At 48.1% G+C, this 17794-nt stretch carries 14 protein-coding genes and 1 pseudogene; 10 read left to right on the forward strand and 5 right to left on the reverse strand.

Annotated elements, in window-relative coordinates; translation table 11 throughout:
- Window positions 1–297: 297 nt before the first annotated feature.
- Window positions 298–375 (reverse strand): annotated as a pseudogene (locus BED41_RS16045) (IS5/IS1182 family transposase); the annotation flags it as partial.
- 708 nt (window positions 376–1083) lie between these two features.
- On the opposite strand from BED41_RS16045, the gene BED41_RS00870 reads away from it, so the two are divergent.
- The 8 genes from BED41_RS00870 to BED41_RS00905 all read left to right on the forward strand — a co-directional run bounded on the left by BED41_RS00870 (window position 1084) and on the right by BED41_RS00905 (window position 10426).
- Window positions 1084–2802, forward strand: coding sequence for a UGSC family (seleno)protein (locus BED41_RS00870; RefSeq protein ID WP_302464290.1), 1719 nt, complete (start codon window positions 1084–1086; stop codon window positions 2800–2802).
- A gap of 181 nt (window positions 2803–2983) precedes the next feature.
- Window positions 2984–3751 carry an SDR family NAD(P)-dependent oxidoreductase gene (locus BED41_RS00875; protein ID WP_066741880.1) on the forward strand — a complete coding sequence of 256 codons (768 nt, stop codon included), beginning with the start codon at window positions 2984–2986 and terminating at the stop codon, window positions 3749–3751.
- A gap of 64 nt (window positions 3752–3815) precedes the next feature.
- Entirely contained in the window at window positions 3816–4796 is a 981-nt protein-coding gene (locus BED41_RS00880) for a TRAP transporter substrate-binding protein (RefSeq protein WP_066741882.1), read from the forward strand.
- A gap of 87 nt (window positions 4797–4883) precedes the next feature.
- Complete coding sequence (locus BED41_RS00885; RefSeq protein ID WP_168160202.1) at window positions 4884–5306, forward strand: TRAP transporter small permease; 423 nt, start codon at window positions 4884–4886, stop codon at window positions 5304–5306.
- Window positions 5306–6592 (forward strand): TRAP transporter large permease, encoded by a 1287-nt coding sequence (locus tag BED41_RS00890; protein ID WP_066741887.1) that lies wholly within the window; start codon window positions 5306–5308, stop codon window positions 6590–6592. Before BED41_RS00885 ends, BED41_RS00890 begins: the two co-directional genes overlap by 1 nt.
- A gap of 91 nt (window positions 6593–6683) precedes the next feature.
- A complete protein-coding gene (locus BED41_RS00895) occupies window positions 6684–8366 on the forward strand; it encodes a UGSC family (seleno)protein (RefSeq protein ID WP_066741891.1) in 1683 nt (560 codons plus the stop codon).
- 145 nt (window positions 8367–8511) lie between these two features.
- Window positions 8512–8772 carry a NifU family protein gene (locus BED41_RS00900; protein WP_168160203.1) on the forward strand — a complete coding sequence of 87 codons (261 nt, stop codon included), beginning with the start codon at window positions 8512–8514 and terminating at the stop codon, window positions 8770–8772.
- A gap of 250 nt (window positions 8773–9022) precedes the next feature.
- Window positions 9023–10426: a dihydroorotase gene (locus BED41_RS00905; RefSeq protein ID WP_066741897.1), complete on the forward strand. Its 1404-nt coding sequence runs from the start codon at window positions 9023–9025 to the stop codon at window positions 10424–10426.
- Window positions 10427–10960: 534 nt separating this feature from the next.
- Here the strand turns inward: BED41_RS00905 and BED41_RS00910 are convergent.
- Both BED41_RS00910 and BED41_RS00915 read right to left on the reverse strand, forming a co-directional pair.
- The gene (locus tag BED41_RS00910; protein WP_066741901.1) at window positions 10961–12724 is read right to left on the reverse strand and encodes a S8 family serine peptidase; all 1764 of its coding nucleotides are present in this window, start codon (window positions 12722–12724) and stop codon (window positions 10961–10963) included.
- 23 nt (window positions 12725–12747) lie between these two features.
- On the reverse strand, window positions 12748–13137 hold the full coding sequence (locus BED41_RS00915) for a hypothetical protein (RefSeq protein ID WP_157102221.1): 390 nt from the start codon (window positions 13135–13137) through the stop codon (window positions 12748–12750).
- 262 nt (window positions 13138–13399) lie between these two features.
- On the opposite strand from BED41_RS00915, the gene BED41_RS00920 reads away from it, so the two are divergent.
- Both BED41_RS00920 and BED41_RS16885 read left to right on the forward strand, forming a co-directional pair.
- Window positions 13400–14101 carry a helix-turn-helix domain-containing protein gene (locus tag BED41_RS00920; protein ID WP_066741908.1) on the forward strand — a complete coding sequence of 234 codons (702 nt, stop codon included), beginning with the start codon at window positions 13400–13402 and terminating at the stop codon, window positions 14099–14101.
- Between the two features lie 358 nt (window positions 14102–14459).
- Entirely contained in the window at window positions 14460–14633 is a 174-nt protein-coding gene (locus tag BED41_RS16885; protein ID WP_276795983.1) for a winged helix-turn-helix transcriptional regulator, read from the forward strand.
- A gap of 91 nt (window positions 14634–14724) precedes the next feature.
- On the opposite strand, the gene BED41_RS00925 is transcribed toward BED41_RS16885, so the two are convergent.
- Both BED41_RS00925 and BED41_RS00930 read right to left on the reverse strand, forming a co-directional pair.
- Window positions 14725–16698, reverse strand: coding sequence for an NAD(P)/FAD-dependent oxidoreductase (locus BED41_RS00925; RefSeq protein ID WP_066741911.1), 1974 nt, complete (start codon window positions 16696–16698; stop codon window positions 14725–14727).
- Window positions 16699–16839: 141 nt separating this feature from the next.
- Entirely contained in the window at window positions 16840–17772 is a 933-nt protein-coding gene (locus tag BED41_RS00930; protein WP_066741914.1) for a LysR family transcriptional regulator, read from the reverse strand.
- Window positions 17773–17794: the final 22 nt, after the last annotated feature.

Raw genomic sequence — 17794 nt, forward strand, 5'->3', positions numbered from 1 at the left:
GCTTGCAGAGCGCGGAGAAAGAAAATCAATGGTATATATTTTAGTGGGGACGGACTAGATTATAAAAGAGTGCCGGCTAATGAAATAAATAACGGATACAGCCTTACCTACGGCTTTGAACAACCCCGTTGCCAAAGTTTTTTGAAACAGCGGCGGCGATACCTCTTGAATCTATTAGCTCAAAATCGCCGTCGATTTTGAGTTGATATACGCTTCAATGTCAGAATACCCTTAAAATAGACAGAACGATATAAAAAATCCGATTCGTTTACCAGAAGTTCCAAAGCGATCCTATTCTCCTAGGTCGCGCCAGCGGCAAAAACGGCGATGTATGTTTTTCCAGTCACCATAATACGGCAGCAAATCACGCCATGGTCCATATTTATCATATTTTCTAGTCTGTTCTGGAACGATCTATCCTGGGGTTCTTCCGTCGCCTCTGGTTTCATTATCTTAGTTTTCTCTCAATAATTGCAGATTTTCTACGTATATTTTTCCTCATTATTTTTTTGTAAAGCCTTGATATCACCAGATTGTAGTGTCAAAACCATCAAAATTGGGAATAACACTGGCACAATAGTGGGCCTGTCGTCTTTAAGACGGTGGGGATGTCTCTGACGGAACAGCTGTGCATCGTTAGTGGAACGATGGTCCTATTGAGGAAAATATCCATCTCTGACCCCGCATACCGTAGCACATAGCCCAATGATTATGATGCCTTCAAGCTTGTGGCGTATATTATATTGCCATAGCTTGTTCGCTATGGCAATGTGATATTCTGGGCTTTTTTCTTTTAACGTTTTTATTTTTAGCCTTACAGTTTCTCGCTAACCACATAAAAAGCAAATACTATTATTGGGACATTAGTCCTATGGGACATCAGTCCACATAAATTGACAGTTCCTTAATTCTGTTTTAAAATGACACCATCTCAAGGATACATGGTAGTGAACAAAAAGCTGAACTCCTGCAGGACTTCGAAAGGAGGTAGTGGGTGTCGAAGGGGAAAGCTTAAAATTTAGTAACAGAAATAATGAATCTTGTTACTAAATGTGTTATTGATACTTCAAGGAGGTATAAGGAATGTCAGTGGAAAAAGCTCAGAATGTCTCAATGACAATAGTGAATCCTGTGGCTAAAGTCGAATCAAAGACTATAACGCCAGCGGCTAGCTTGACTAGCCTTGAAGGAAAGAAGATAGCGTTATGGTGGAATGGCAAGGCGAAAGGCGACATAGCATTAAAAACAATAGCGGCTCGCTTGAAAAAAGAGTATAACGTTGAGACCGAATTATTTACTCAGGGCTGGCCTCATGGTGATGAAGTATACGATAGAGTAATTGCGGCGGAGTGCCAAGCGGCCATCGCTACCACAGGAGACTGAGGATCGTGCACAGCATGGCTTACGCGTGACGTAAGTTCCCTAGAAAAACTTGGTATTCCCACCGTAGGAATTGTAGCCAAAGGATTTTTGCCGATTAATGCATCGGAATTCAAAACCAGAGGATTACTGAGAGCACGCAGAGCGGTAATGCCTCATCCTTTCACCGAGATGCCGGAGGAAGAAGTTGCTCAGACCGGCGAGGCGCTCTATGACGCCGTAGTTTACGGTTTGACTCATGAAGGCGAGCTCCTCTTTCCGCCGAAGAAAAAAGCCGGCGAGGCCGCCGCGTCAGACAAGCCGGTAAAAGAAGTTCCTCTGGAACATCAGGTTGAACCGGAGCGTATAACCATCGAGGGATCAGATTATTTTGATTGGGGCTACAACCTCAACCATTATTTCCTTAACCACGGCTGGGGAGACGGATTCCCGATAGTTCCTCCCACCGAGGAAGCTGTTAACCGCATGCTGACTGGCACGAAACGTGACCGTAATGAAGTTATCCTTAAAATGCAGCCTGGCATGGGGTTGGCCACAGTAGAAAAAATTGCAGCCAACTGCGTCATGGCCGGCTGCGAACCCGCACACCTGCCTATAATGATATCTATAATTGAAGCTATGGATGTAGAGGAGTTTGTTTTGACCATCCTGGCCCAGTCCACCGGTGCTCACGCCCCCATACTTCTTGTAAACGGACCTATTGCCAAACAGATAGGGATGAACAGCGGAGCATGCTGTTTTGGTCCTGGCAAAGATTCGGCGGCAAATACGGCAATCGGAAGAGCAGTGCGCCTCTGCATGATGAATATCGGCTTTACATACGCCCGTATACGCGATATGGATACGATCGGCTCTCCGATCAAATACAGTTTCTGCGCAGCTGAAAATGAGGCTGAAAACCCATGGGAACCCTTCAGCGTCGAAAAGGGATTCAAGCCTGGTCAGAATTGCGTTACGGCAATTCCGTGCCAGTCGCTCATGGAAATAGAGGACATGGAGAGCGACACGCCGGAAACTCTTCTTCGTACCTTCGCTTCCTCAATAGACTCAATGGGCTGGCTCGGTGCGCGTTCATGGCTGGGCTACGTAACACCTCCGCGTATGAAGGTGGCATTGCTTCTTGCTCCTGACCACGCCAGAATGATTGCCAACGCAGGTTGGTCAAAGTTCGACGTCAAGCAGTATCTCTACGCTAAGTGCCGCCGTAAGTGGGGGCAGTTCAAACATCAGGTTATCCCGCGCATCGAAAGCAAGATTGTACTTCCCGGATACAGATGGCTAATCAATGCATCGGATGATACGATGGTTCCGATGGTAAGAGACTTCGGCTATTTTGACATCGCGGTAGTCGGCGGAGCTGCCGGAAAGTCAGCTGTGAGCCTTGGCCTCGGTTGGCCCATAACGAAAGAAATTAAGGATTAACAGGCACTCTGGAAATAACATGGTTATTTGCTGGATCTACGGCGATAGGTACCAGAGTTTACTGTCTTCTATGAGGTCGTTGTGTGGTCATGTTATTCTCTGCCGTTCGACAATTGTAAATTCAGTAAATCTTAAAGAAGTATCGCTCGATACTTCTGTAAAAGATTGACAAAGGGGAAAGATGAACTTGAAATTAGCTGGTAAAGTCGCTGTGGTTTCAGGCGCAGGAGCGGGCATAGGAAAAGCAGCCGCCTGCCTTTATGCCAAGAACGGCGCAAAGGTTGTAGTGGCAGTAAGGACACTCAGCAAAGGCGAAGAGACGGTAAAGCTGATTAAAGAAGCGGGTGGAGAGGCCATTCTTGTCCATACAGATGTGTCTAAGCTCACGGATTTGCAGGATATGATAAAGACAGCGGTGGAAAGCTACGGGAGGCTGGATATACTCTTCAGCAATGCTGGCGTGCCGGGCCCCGGAGGTCTGGATGAAGTTACTGAAGAGGGATGGGATCAGACAGTTGCCGTGAACCTGAGGAGTTGTTTCTTCAGCGCGAAGTACGCTGTCGAGGAAATGAGAAAGACAGGCGGCGGCGCGATTGTTTTCGATTCCTCAATTGCCGGAAAAGTCGGCTCTCCCATGAGCCCAGTATATTCTGCAACGAAGGGCGGCATAGTTACCCTGACAAAATCTTTGGCTCTCTTGCTGGCGCCGGACAATATCAGAGTTAATTGCGTCTGCCCCGGTCCTATTGATACGAAATTTGTTCGTCAGGCATGGGATCGCGCACCGGATCCGGATGCCGCTCGTCTCTGCAATGTCAGCGGCGTTGCTCTTGGACGTATGGGCTCTCCTGAGGAAGTGGCTAATGCTGTCCTATTCCTATCTTCAGATGAGTCTTCTTATGTCACAGGTACGGCTATGGCTGTAGACGGAGGGTATCTTGCTCGTTAGCTTTAACAATATGATAGTCATAAAAAATTGACTGAATAAACACTGGACTAAGGGGGATATTCTTATGAAAAAATCTTTCGTGCTCTTTTTGACGTTTGTGCTGTCATTAGCCTTTACGGCTTCCGCTTTCGCCGCGGGCGCTACCGTTTTAAAGGCAGGTCACAGCGCAACCAACAAGGAACCATACCAGCTTGGTCTCGAAGCTTTCGGTAAAAAACTGAAGGAAACGACAAACGGCAAGTTTGAGGTTAAGGTCTTCCCGAGCTGCCAGCTTGGAAGCGAAAAGGAAATGACCGAAGGCCTCTTCCTTGGCAACGTTGACATTGCTACCTCAGCAACAACGGTGGTAACGAATTTCATTCCGGAGTTCATCGTCTACGACCTTCCCTTCCTCTTCAACAGCGATAAGCATTTCTACGAAGCTTCTGACGGCGCGCCCGGAAAATTCTTTGTAGACGCCTGCGCGAAGAAGGGCATTCGCCTTTTGGCTATCTACGACGCCGGAGTTCGTCACATCGCGTCCAAAAAGCCCGTCAACAGCATGAAGGATCTGAAAGGGATGAAGATCAGAACTATGCAGTCCCAAATTCATATCGACGCCTTTAACGGATTCGGTGCGAAAGCGACTCCTATGGCCTTCAGCGAACAGTTCAGCGCTCTTGAGCAGGGAGTCATTGACGGAGTCGAAGCTTCAAACACCAGCTGCTACAACCAGCAGTTCTACCGTCCCGCTCCCAACTGGGCTCTCGTTAGCTGGTACCGCTGCGTCACAGCTATGATGATGTCTGAGAAGAAGTTCCAGTCCTATCCGAAGGATGTCCAGAAGGCTATTCTGGAAGCTGCCGCTTACTCAGCGAAGGTTGAACGCGAGGCCTATGCAAAGAGCGAAAGCGCCAGCCTGGATGCTATGAAAAAGGCCGGAGTCAACATCACGAAGCCTGATGTGGCGCCCTTCAAAGAGGTTGCCCAGAAAGTTGCGGATAAGTATATAAAGAAGCCCGAGCTTAAAGAGGTTCTGAAGCAGATCCAAGATATGGGTAAATAATCATCTAAGATGATAAATACACTTGAGAAAATTCTTAAAGTCTGTAGGCTGATTGCCAAGACTGGAATAGTAATCACATTATCTTACATGGTAATAGCGATACTTCTTCAGATCTTAGGCCGTTACCTGCCGAACGATATGGATATTTCATGGACCGAAGAAAGCGCCAGATTCGCTCAGTTATGGATGGTTTTCTTTGGAGCCGGAGTCGCGATGCAGCGCAACCTGCATGTCGGCGTTGACGTCCTTACAGGCGTGCTTAAGGGCACAAGTAAAAAAATTCTCGTTGTGCTTTGCGGAATATTTGCCGTTGTATTCCTCGTTGTCGCCATATACGGCAGTTTTGATCTGATCGCCGTCGGCGGCTTACAGATATCCGCGGCGCTGAACATGCCGATGAGCTATGTATATTTCATAATACCCATCGGGCTGTTCTATTGGCTGATTGAATATGTTGTCTTTAACGCGAAACAGCTAAAATCAACGACAGATTCGGAGGCGAAAGAATAATGTTAGCTCTAATATTTATTCTTTTCGTAGTGGCTATTTTCAGCGGTACGCCGATCGTTTTTGCAATCGGAACTGTTTCGGCCGCATTCTTGTATCTCATGGATATTCCGATGAATACGATTGCGATACGCATGATGGCGGGCCTCGACAGCTTCCCCCTGATGGCTATTCCATTTTTTGTCCTTGCTGGACAGCTTATGGACAGGGGAGGAATTGCACGGCGCATTATTGACTGGACAAGCGCGGTTGTCGGATGGGTAACTGGCAGTCTTCTCCTGATGACTGTTCTGGCCGGAGCCGGATTTGCGGCAATAACCGGTTCGGGGTCAGCATCCACCGCGGCTCTTTCTTCAATAATACTGCCGGAAATTCGCAAACGCGGATATGACGTTGATTTCACTGCCGTTATGCTCGCAGCCGGCGGCCTTCTGGGACCGATCATTCCTCCGAGCCTTTTCATGGTGGTTTTGGCGACCTGTTCACCGATCACGGTCTCTGTGAAGGATCTCTTTATGGGAGGAGTCATACCTGGCATTCTGATGTGCATTGCCATGATGATTTATGCATACCGTTTTGCCAAGACGCACGGCTCAGCCTACCGCGAGGATAAGCCATTCTCATGGAAAGATGTAATTAAATCTACCATTAATGCTCTGCCCGGGTTCTTAATGCCGGTCATAGTCGTCGGCGGCATCGTTACAGGAGCCTTTACGGCAACGGAATCAGCCGCCATGGCAGTTTTCGTCGGCCTTGTAGTAGGACTCTTCATCTACAGGGAACTAAAATGGTCGGATATTCCTAATATCCTTGTAGATACCGGAGCTATTACAGCAGGTATCATGGTTATTTGCGGAATGGCAAGCGTATTTTCATGGCTGATCTCGATCAACAATATGCCGGAGCTCGTGGGCAATTTTATGACCAATTTCTCCAGTTCAAAAATTGTCTTCCTGCTTGTAGTCAATATCTTCCTGTTGATTGTCGGTTGTTTCATGGAGACCGTCTCGGCTCTTCTGATCCTGATTCCGGTAATAATGCCGATAGCTGTCAACAGCTATGGAATCGACCCTGTGCATTTTGCCGTAATCGTTGTTATTAACCTTGCAATAGGAACGTTTACGCCTCCATACGGCATCTGCCTCTACGTTGCCGCGGCAATAGCCGGTCGTACGATTAAGCAGGTAATGAAGTATGTCTGGGTCCCGATTGCGATATATGTCGGCGCGCTCCTTGTATTTACCTATGTTCCCCAGATTGTGCTTTTCCTGCCGAACATGGTTAAATAAAAAGCTGTTCTCTGAACTATATGCAGCTTCATAGGTACGCAAAGTTATCATGATCATGAAATAAGTGTATGTATTTTGAGGAGGTATATGTATGTCAACGGAAAAATTCTCAGCGACAGTAATGAATCCTGTTGCTAAGGTCGAGACAGAGGCTGCTATAACGCCTGCGGCTAGACTGACTTGCCTGGAAGGTAAGAAAATAGCCTTATGGTGGAATGGCAAGTCAAAAGGCAACGTTGCATTAAACACAATAGCTGAACGCCTGAAAAAGGACTATAATGCTGAGACAGTGTTTTTTAAACAGGATTTGTTCCACAGCGAAGAGGCCTTCGCTGCCGTGACAGATGCCGGCTGTGCAGCGGTAGTTGCCGCCACGGCAGATTGTGGCTCAAGCGCAGTTACGCTTACGCGCGACCTGTGCGCCCTTGAAAAAATGGGCGTCCCCACTGTAATGCTTATAGCTAAACCCTTCTTGCTGATAAGCAATGCCGAACTGCGCCTCAAAGGGCTCTTTAAAGTCAGCAGAGCAGTAATGGAGCATCCTCTCAACTCACTGCCTGAAGAAGAGGCTGCCCAGGTTGCAGATGCTCTCTATGACGCAGTGGTTAAGGGGCTTACTCAGGACGGCGAAGCCTTGGATACGCCTGAGGCGGAAGCTGCAAGGCCCATCGAGGAAAAAGCAGAGCCTGAGCGTATAACAATTGAGGGAGAAAATTACTTTGATTTCAGCACAAACCTCAATCGTTATTTCATTAACCACGGTTGGAGCGATGGTCTCCCCTTAGTTCCTCCGACAGAGGCGGCAGTTAACCGTATGCTCTCCGGCACGAAACGCGGACGCGATGAAGTGCTTCTTAAATATCAGCCCGGCAACGGAGTCGCGACCATTGAAAAGATTGCGGTCAACTGCGTCATGGCGGGATGCGAGCCTTCGCATCTTCCTGTTGTTGCAGCCGCAATCGAAGCAATGCACAAAGATGGATTCAACATTACCAGTCTGACACAGTCATCCGGCGCAGATACACCGATGGTGATGGTAAACGGACCTATCGCCAAAGAGATAGGAATGACGGCTGAAGGCGCCTGCCTTGGCCCCGGCAAATATTCAGCTGTCAATACCGCAATCGGAAGAGCGGTACGTCTTACGATGATGAATATCGGGCATTGCTATCCCAGTATCCGCGACATTGACACACTCGGTTCGCCTAACAAATACGCGCTCTGTGCCTGCGAAAACGAGGATGACAACCCCTTCAACGAGCCGTACAATGTTGAAAAGGGATTCAAGCCCGGAACGAACTGTGTCACGACGATGCCCTGTCAGTCATTTATGGACGTTGAGGACCTCGAAAGCGGCAGACCTGAAGACCTCCTTATGACTATTGCCTGCACAATAGACACTATGGGATGGCCCGGCGCGCGCAGCTGGATGGGGTTCATCGATCCCAACGTCATGCATGTAACTGTCATCTTTGCGCCTGACCATGCCAGGCTGATTACCAACAGTGGCTGGACCAAATTCGACGTTAGACAGTACCTCTATGCAAAGTGCCGCCGTGCCTGGGGGCAGTTCAAACATCTGGTTATCCCACGTATTAAAGACGGTACCGTACACCCCGGTTACAGATGGCTTGCCACAGCATCGGATGACACAGAAGTTCCGATGGTAAGAGACCCAAGCTACTTCGATATCGCGGTTATCGGCGGGGCTGCCGGAAAGTCAGCTCTCTCCATGAACATCGGATGCCCGACAACAGTGGAGATAAAGAAGTAGTATACTAGAATGGAATAACATGGTCACTTGCCGTGTGCCTGTCATTGAACTGTGCCCTGCAAAAGGCAAGTTGACCATGTTATTTTTGCTGTATCGAGAATCATTTAAATTTCTAATTGCTTTTGACTTCTCTGAAGGAGGAATAATGGTGGTAGATAAGGAAGTAGTAAAGAGCGCATTAGAGCCGCTCGAAGAGAGTTTCGCATCAGATGGTTCCAAAATTGAGATTAGCTCAATTGAAGGCAACACAGTTAATATTAAAATTGTAGTTTTCCCCGGCGGCTGCCGCGAGTGCATCCTTCCTGCCGACTACCTTGAGGAAATGTTTAAGAACAATATAGAAGAAGAGGCAGAGGAAGAGGTTCAGGTACACGTTGAAATAGAAGACCACTCTAAAGAACATTAAGGTCTGTTGTTTCTATTTTAGCTCTTAAATTAAACCTAAATCGAATACCTTAGCTGAGACATTTACCCTCATACAAGCATCTGTCAGTTAAAGCTGACGTTTATGTTTAAAGCTGCGGCATGTACTTTTTCCGGTAAAATTTAGTGCAAACTATATTTTTTACCGGAAGGAGTATATGCCACAATAATTTAGATTTGATAAATTAACAATGAATTGCAGTTAGCTTTAATGTGCGTAAAGGAGAGATATTATGGAATCTGAAAAATGGGTCATCAAGAACGGCACCATCGTCAATCCTGAATATGGTGAAATTAAAGCTGACATTAAAATTGAAAACGGGATTGTTACCGCAATCGGAAGAGGCCTTTGTGAGGAAGGCTGTAAGGTGTATGACGCAGCTGATAAATATTTGTTCCCGGGGTTTATAGATACTCATGTTCATCTGGGGAATTTTAATTCCTTTGAAGACGACTGCCGCTCTGAAACGATATCAGCCGCGGCAGGCGGAGTTACGACTGTATGCCAGATGGCAAAAGCTTCAAAACTTACGAAATTTAGGCCGCCCCAGACCAGCTACCATGAAGTTCTGGATGAAATAACAGACATAATTGACAATAATTCTTCAGTTGACATCGCCTTGCATCTTAACTTAAGCTCTTATGAACAGATAGATGAAATAGCCTCCTATGCGGAGCTCGGCCATACCTCATTCAAGTTCTTCATGAGCTACGTAGGTATGGAGGGGGCTATTAAAATGGGGGCTATCGGAGTAAGAGACGGCATTATATATGCCGCCTTAAACAAAGTTTCCGAAGTGCCCGGCACATTGGCGATTGTACACTGTGAAAATGACGACCTTATTGAATTTTTCCAGAGATCTATGACGGAAAAAGATAAAGAAAATATATCCTTTTCAGATTTTGCTAAGAGCCGCCCCTCTATAGCGGAAGCGGAAAATATACACAGACTGCTATATTACGCCGCTGAAACGGGGGCAACAGTCTATGTGCCGCACGTATCTTCCATAAAAGCCATAAACGTTGTGAAAGAAGCGCGTAAAAACAGCGGCGTGAAGGTATTCGTAGAAACCTGTCCCCAATACCTTGTACTGACTCACGAAGAGGCAAATAAAATGCCCGGAGCAATTGCTAAGGTTACCCCAACAATGCGGAACCGGGAAACATTGGATTATTTGTGGGAATGCATTAAAGATGGAACTATAAATACCATTGGAACAGACCATTGTTCTCTGGGCCTCGACAAAAAGAAAAGTGTATGGTACAGCCCTGGCGGTTTTCCTGGAATTGAAACTATAGCTCCTTTAATTATTACCGAAGCAAGAAAAAGAGGTATTTCTTTACAAAGAGTTTCGCAAATTCTTTCTTACAATGCGGCGAAAATTTTTGGGATGTTGCCTAGAAAAGGGACTCTTCGAATTGGAGCCGATGCAGATATTGCAATTTTAGACTTAAACAAAGAAGTTACAATTAAAGCTGAAAACCTTCATTCCTCAAGTACATTTACTCCCTATGAAGGTTTTAAAACAAAGGCTTATGTTGAAGCAACTTTCTTACGTGGGGATCTAATATGGAGAGACGGTGATTTACTCAAGGCAAAGACAGGTAAAACGGTATTAAGAAAGCCGCTAGAATAACCTAATCCAAAGTTTTTTTATAAAGCTATGGTAATCGGCACTTTGACTCCGCCTGGTAACGTCAGATTTTTGAGTTGGTGCTTGAAATTTTAGGAAAAATGCTTTTTTCAGTGGCGATTATATTAAAAAAATGAAATACGATAGGAATATTTTAAGTGAAAGAATGATACAGACGCGCGGCAAACACTCGCAGGGCGAGATGGCAAGACGCTTTGGTATAACGCAGGCATACCTCAGCTAGATAGAGGAAAAGGTTTCTGGCAGCAAGGAGCTGTTGTTTCCCTCTGTGCAAAACAATGACCTGTCGGTCTATTCCCCCGCGCAGTTGGCGGTGCAGCTGAAAAATTCTTTTGTAACACATCCCTTTGTAATAATCACAGAAAAGGCCCATATGGAAAATTGTCTTAGATATTCTACGACTTGTTCGAGGTTTACACAGAATCGGGGATAATCTCGAAGGATCAAGAAACATAAAAGACGGGGCGTACCGTGAAGGCACGCCCCGCATTTTTTCAGTGAGGATTATCTCTGGAGCTATCTTTTCTTTTTGAAAAATGCCACAGCCATGACTGACAACAGCGCCACAAATGGGATTCCGCCGTTGCATCCGCTGCTGCCGCCCGACGGCTTAGGCGTGGGAGTCGGAGCAGGAGCCCCGGCTTTCATCGCCGCGCCGAGGTCAAGCATTCCGTATGCGGATTTGCCTTCCTTGGCGAAATTCTTGTCGGCGTTGTTGAGCAGAAGCTCCTTTATCTCTCCCGCCGTCTTATCTGGATAGGCCGCGCAGAGCAGCGCCACCGCACCGGTTACGTGCGGAGCGGCCATGGAGGTACCATTATACTTTCCATAAAGATCCTCTGACGTTACCTTGCCGTTAAGCCAAACGTACCTTGGGAGAGTGCTCATAATCGCCGCGCCTGGCGCTGCAATATCAACGTAATTTGGACTGTAATTGGAAAAATCACACCATGATTTATCGGCGCTGACTGCTCCGACGGTGATTAAATTAGCCAGCTTAAAGCATGCGGGAACACATATTTTCCATCTATAATCTTCTTTGGGGTTATAGGGATCGCTGCCTGGCCCTCCGGGTGCGTCCAAATTTTGAAATTCATTGCCGGCGGCGGCGGCGAGAATCACGCCGGCATCAGACACAGCCTTGAATGCCACATAATAAGGGTCGTCTTCAAGTTCATATTGATATGGTGGCGTGTACCAACCTCCCCAAGACATATTGACGGCGCGGATATTCAGTCCTGCCTTTTTCTGCTGAAGGATTATGTTCAAACCTTCGATTATTTGTCCAGTAGAGAATCCATCTGTATCGATACATTGTACTTCATTATTATTATCAAGGGTTACGTTGGTCATACCGATGCCAAGTAACCTGACCTTCCAGTTCACGCCGGTGACGCCCAGGCTATTATTTCCTACAGCGCCGATAGTTCCTGCCACATGGGTCCCATGGCTGTCGAGATCCCCCCATGAATCTAAACGCACGTCATCAGGGTCGAATTGTCCGCTTATTTTTTTAGTGTTAGTACCTATAAATTCCTCTGTATCACCACTCTTCTTATAAATATCGTATATTTGAAGAACCCCGCATCCCGCGTAATTGCCATTGAAAGTTCCCAGATTGCCCGCTAAGTCTTCGTGTTCATGGTCGATGCCTGTGTCTAGAACGACAACGTAGACATCTTCCTTACCCGTCGTTTTATCCCACGCGGAGGGAGCGTTTATTGCGCTTAGGCCCCACATTTCGTTATACATTGGGTCGTTGGGGCTGGCTGCGGCAGACATGTTTTGCCCGCTTGCCTTCTCATTTTCCACATTCTTTGCCGTAGAAATATAGTGTATATAATTAGGAACGGCGCTCAATACGTTGCTGTCTTTTTTCAGCTCTTTAATCAGCTCTTCCGTCGTCTTCTCGTTGGAATAGATCATCATTACTACCTTATCAGAATTAATTGACACGGCATCGTAAGTGGCTGCGAGAACGGCGTTTGCAGACCTGGCAACGCCGGCGCTGACGTTGTTGATTTTGTCGAGCGCCTGCGTGTGAGACATTTTTGATAACGTAAGGCGGTCTTGCTGCGGTTTTTTTGCTACTACCAATACGCTGCCTTCAATATATCTCCCCTTAGAAAAGGCCTGATTGACAGCCGTGTTGTCGCCGGATGAAATCTTGTCCAAATTTAATTTAAAGTCATATTTGGTTCGTTCCTGCCCAAATGCTGATACACAAAGTATTACTAACAAAAATAGAGACAACACCAGTCTCTTCATCTGTTTATTCATCCTGTTCATCCTTTCCGTATGTTTTACATAGTATCCAGTCTGTTTATATAGTTTGGCCTCACGTTTATGACGTCCGGTTCTGCGCTAAGCCTTTTAATGATCTGTACCGTAGTCAAGGTGTCCGAATGCATGTGAATATAAAGTTTTCCTCCGCCTTCGGCGGGGAATACGATATACGAGACAACTTCCGCGTCGGCTGTCTCCGCCAAACGTTTTGCCTTTTCAGATATGATCCCGTCAAATAAGGTTTTATCTTTTTTTTCTAAATTTGTTTCCTCCTCCGTTATAATTACAAGCATAAGAACACTGCCTTCGACATACTCACGTAAAGTCCTTTTGTAACTTTCCGCCTGAGCGCCTATAGCTGACAGAGAAACAGCGATCACAAACGCAAATATAAAAACCTTGTGCAAATGAGATTTTCAACCTCCCTCTTGTGGACGATACCGTCCACTTTCAACGATGCGCAGGATTTTGCATCATGCTGTGCAATTTCCGTAGAACTATTCTTTTTTATGGCAAAATAACAACAATAACCACCCTTTATAAGGTAATTTCATGATAAAGGTGTATTGTTTTGTAAAAACGTAAAATTACTGGAACAAGCGCTTATGCTTATTTTAGCTATTAGCTTAATTATGTCAATGCTTATAGCTAAAATTGAGTTAAAAACTGTTGGCAAGTCAATCAGCTGTCAGCTATATTGAAAAAATGAAATATAATAAGAATATATTAAGCGAAAGAATGATACAGATCCGCGGCGAACGTTCGCAGGGCGAGATGGCGCGGCTCCTTGGAATAACTCAGGCATATCTCAGCGAGATCGAGAGAGGCAAGAAAATCCCCTCAAATCAGGTGCTGCTCTCAATCGCCGAGGTTTATGGCACTTCCGTTGCCTATCTCCTTGGAGAGATTGAATTTTCCGAGCCGCTTGCGCCGATGTACCGCACGCAACACCAGCAGCGTAAAGACAAAAATGTTGTAATTTCCGCAGCACCGTTATTTGCCGATGCGCGAAATAATGATTTGCCGGTATATTCTTTCGCGCAGTTGGCGGTACAGCTGAAAAATTCTTTCATAAAGCGGCCATTTGTGATAATTACAGAGACGGCGCATATGGAAAATTTCCAAATACCAAACGGTGCTGAGGTAACGATAAATCCTCTGGAAAGTTATCATGATTTTGATATCGTGTTAGTCCAGTATAAGGAGGCCCTAGCGTTGAAACGTATTTCGTTTAGGGCAGATGGCGGTTTTGACTTAATAGATTCACGCGGCGTATCAGCAACCGTTCTAAAAGACGATCTTAACGGAGGTTTGTTCCAAGTGATAGGGAAAGCCGTTTCCGTGACATACAAAATCGATCACGGCCTGTAATAAAACCACGGTGCCGCGCGCGGATAGAGAAAGGGTTAAGCCCTCCCGCGTCAGGAGGGCTTTGAGGGGTTTTGTGTAGAGGTTGGAAAATGAAGGGTCATCTATCTAACAATCCGGTGTGTGAACCGGAACTCTGTGTACAATGATATTCTAGTACCGCTCCCATAAATCTTGTAGATACATATTTTGAATATCGATATAACAATATCGGTATAGCTGGGGCGATTAAATTTAAGATAAAAAGGCCGTCAAACAACTTGTCTCATCTTCGGAGTACGCATACATCTATCGCCAGGCCGATAAAAAGCCGATAAAAAAAGCCGATAAAAAGCCGATAAAAAAAGATCGACAGGAACTTATATTCGCTTATGTGAGAGAGAACGGAAGCATCTCCAATAAAGAGGCGAGGGAGATTCTTTGCCTTGCGGAATCCACGACAAAACGAATTTTGAACCGGATGGTCCAGGACGGAACGCTTACGGTGCGCGGCGAGAGAAAGGCGCGGGTGTATGTCTCAGCGATAGAGCTCTAAGACTGAGTTAATAAGAGTCCCCGGCCAAGCGGGCGCGCTTGGCCGGGGACTCTCTTTCGAGGGGTTTTATCGATGTGCGTACAGGAAATGCTTATTTAAGGTCCCAGGCGGCCTCGAAGCCTTCGCGTACCGCCGATTCTACTCGTCCGGGCTGGCGGGCGTCGCCGACGGCGAAGGTCTTGTCGCAGAACTTTTTGCACTCGGCCTCAAGGGTGTTGACGGATTTGACGCCGAGGGAGAGCACGACATAATCTGCGGGCACGGTGACGTTTTTGTTTTCTTTGAGATCTTCGAGCACCGCGCCGTCTGCCGTGATCTCCGTCAGCTTGTGGCTTGGCAGATATTTGACGTCGTACTTTGAAAGCTTGTCCATTGCGTCAAGGTAATGCTGTACGTAGACGCCCTTGCCGATCGCGTCGAGCATCTCCGCCACGGTCACCTCGTTGCCTTTGGCGCAGAGGAACTCCGCCGTTTCGAGCCCCGTCGCGCCGGAGCCGATGAGCAGCACCTTTTTGCCGCTGATCTCCGGCCTGCCGAGCAGCGTCTCGTCAACGGTGAGCACGTTGGCGTTGTTCACGCCCTTTATCGACCGCGGACGAATGGATTCCGCGCCCGTCGCGATTATCACCGCGTAGGGGGCCAGCGCCCTGATATTTTCCGGCGTCGCCTCGGTATTGGTCTTTACCGTGATGCCCTTCATGGCGAGCTGTTTCAGTTCATATTCAATGATCCAGTCGATCTTTTCTTTATGGGGCGGCTTGTCAGCGATGTTTATCTGGCCGCCTGCTTTTTCCCCTTTTTCAAAGATTACGGGGGCGAAGCCTCGTTCGGCGAGTACGCGCGCCGCTTCAAGTCCCGCGGGGCCTGAGCCGACGATTGCGACCGTGCGTCCCGCGCCCTCCTTTTTGAATGCGGGGTAGAGCGTTTCGCGCGCCGCCCGCGGGTTCACCGCGCATTTGACGGGGCCTTTGCCGGCGATGGTGTCCGCGACGAGAGTCTCGAAGCAGAAGGTGCAGGAGATGCAGCGGTTGATCTCGTCTTCGCGTCCCTCGTATGCCTTCTTCGCCCACTGGGGGTCGGCGACGACGGCGCGTCCGAGGCCGACGAAGTCGACGAGCCCCTCTTCGAGCATCTTTTCCGCGAACCAGGGTTCTTTGACCATGTTGACGGCGATTACGGGGATGCCGACCTTTTCTTTGACGGCGCGTATCCTCTCGCTGCGGCAGCCCTGCGGATAGGTCATCGGCTCGGAGAGCGAGTTGAACGATTCGTATATGCCGTTTGAGACGTTGATGTAGACCATGCCCAGTTTTTCGCAGGCTTGGCAGATCCTGACGCCGTCCTCAAGCGTGAGGTATTCCTTGACGCCGTTCGGCGCGAGCAGTTCGTCGACGGTCAGACGGATGCCGATAGGGAAATCCCTGCCGCAGGCTTTCTGGATGCCCTCAGTTATCTCCTTTACGAAGTTGAAGCGCTTCTCAAAGCTGCCGCCGAAGCGGTCTGTGCGCTGGTTTGTATAGGGGCTGAGAAACTGGCTGATGAGGTATCCATGCGCGCCGTGGAGTTCCACACCGTCGCAGCCCGCCTTTTGCGAACGAACGGCGCCCGCGACGAATTTCGCGATCACCTCTTCGACCTCTTCCGTCGTCATCTCGTGTGTCTCCTGCTGGCAGACGCCGCAGGGACGCGAGGAGGAGGACCATACCGGCTCGCTGCCGTTGAGGTTTGAGAAGGTCTCGCGTCCGGGGTGGTGGAGCTGGGTAAAGAATACCACGCCCTCTTTATGCAGCGCCTCGGCGGCCGCCGCGAGCGGGGCTATATGTTCGTCTCGCGCGACGCTTGCCTGGCATTCGGCGGCGACGCCGTGTTTGTCGTCCACGCGGGTATTTTCAAGCACAATCATTCCCACGCCGCCTTTGGCGCGCTCCATCAGATAGGCGAGAAAGGCCGGCCCAATAGTCTGGTCTTTTTCGGCAACGCCCATTGCCAGCGCCGCCATAACGATGCGGTTCTTAACGGTGAGATTTCCGATTTTTCCTGGTGCGAACAGTTTCGGATATTTCATCTTCATTCACTCCCCTTAGTGCGAATAGAGGCATAACGCCCCGTGATTTTCTACCCTACGGAGTAAATGTTAATTTATATCTTTCACAAATTGCAGGTACTAATTTAAGTATATCGATATTACAATATCGGTATACTTTGCTTATTTGAGGTTGTCGGAAACTTCCGCGACGGTTTCTTTTAAATTTTTAATAAAAGTCTTATCTTCACGGCTAAAACGGTAATTTTTTCGGAATATAAGAATATCGCGGAAGGAGTTGTCGGCGTCGCAGCAGGGGCGTTGTACGAGGCTGAAGCAGTCGAGCACCTCGCGCGGCATCGGCGAGACCCAGATGTATGTGCAGGGCAGCCTCTGGAGCAGCTCAAACTGTATGCCGCGTTCATAGACGGCGATCTTTTTCTTCTTCTCATGCTTCTGAGCGAGCATCCGCGCTTCGGAGACGGGCATCGCGGGAACGGAGTTGTCGTCGTGGACGATCTCCGTGAACTGGCGCAGGTCGCTGTAGCTTATCTCCGGGGCCGCCGCAAGCTGATGTTCCCGCGACATCAGCGCGAGATACTCGAAGTTCCAGATGGTCTCATATTTGAGGCCGCGTTCGTCAAGCGCCGAGAGGAAGTATTTTTCGTGAATGTCCTGATAACGTACGATACCGAGGCCGAAGTGTCCGTCGCTGACGTCTTTTATCGTCTGCATCGAGTTGGTCTCCCGGTATTTGAGGTCGATGGCCTCGCCGCCGTCGAGGGTCTGGGTGAACTTTGTGAAGGCGTAGGCGGCGTAGCTCGCGCGCGGCTGCGAGAGGCTGAATGTCTGCGATCCGGAGGGTTTGTATAGCGATTCCAGTTCATCTATCTGCATCAGGATGTTGCGCGCGTACTCAAGGAACTGCGCCCCCTGCGGCGTCGGCACGACGCCCTTGGAGGTGCGGTTGAATATCGTGATATTCATATCCTCCTCAAGTTCGCGGATAGCCTTGCTCAAATGCGGCTGTCCCATAAATAAGTTTTCCGCCGCCCGTGAAATGGAGCCCGTCTTCTCAACTTCGACCGCATATCTCAGGTGCTGTATGTTATTCATGAAGGTACCCCCGGATGATTTT

Origin of the sequence: Cloacibacillus porcorum (assembly GCF_001701045.1) — a bacterium.
Taxonomy (GTDB): domain Bacteria; phylum Synergistota; class Synergistia; order Synergistales; family Synergistaceae; genus Cloacibacillus; species Cloacibacillus porcorum.

Coding starts and splice junctions, on each gene's coding strand:
- BED41_RS00885 (WP_168160202.1), top strand. CDS start 4,884: ATGGTAATAGCGATACTTCTTCAGATCTTAGGCCGTTACCTGCCGAAC.
- BED41_RS00910 (WP_066741901.1), bottom strand. CDS start 12,724: ATGAATAAACAGATGAAGAGACTGGTGTTGTCTCTATTTTTGTTAGTA.
- BED41_RS00905 (WP_066741897.1), top strand. CDS start 9,023: ATGGAATCTGAAAAATGGGTCATCAAGAACGGCACCATCGTCAATCCT.
- BED41_RS00875 (WP_066741880.1), top strand. CDS start 2,984: ATGAACTTGAAATTAGCTGGTAAAGTCGCTGTGGTTTCAGGCGCAGGA.
- BED41_RS00890 (WP_066741887.1), top strand. CDS start 5,306: ATGTTAGCTCTAATATTTATTCTTTTCGTAGTGGCTATTTTCAGCGGT.
- BED41_RS00880 (WP_066741882.1), top strand. CDS start 3,816: ATGAAAAAATCTTTCGTGCTCTTTTTGACGTTTGTGCTGTCATTAGCC.
- BED41_RS00930 (WP_066741914.1), bottom strand. CDS start 17,772: ATGAATAACATACAGCACCTGAGATATGCGGTCGAAGTTGAGAAGACG.
- BED41_RS00925 (WP_066741911.1), bottom strand. CDS start 16,698: ATGAAATATCCGAAACTGTTCGCACCAGGAAAAATCGGAAATCTCACC.
- BED41_RS00900 (WP_168160203.1), top strand. CDS start 8,512: ATGGTGGTAGATAAGGAAGTAGTAAAGAGCGCATTAGAGCCGCTCGAA.
- BED41_RS00895 (WP_066741891.1), top strand. CDS start 6,684: ATGTCAACGGAAAAATTCTCAGCGACAGTAATGAATCCTGTTGCTAAG.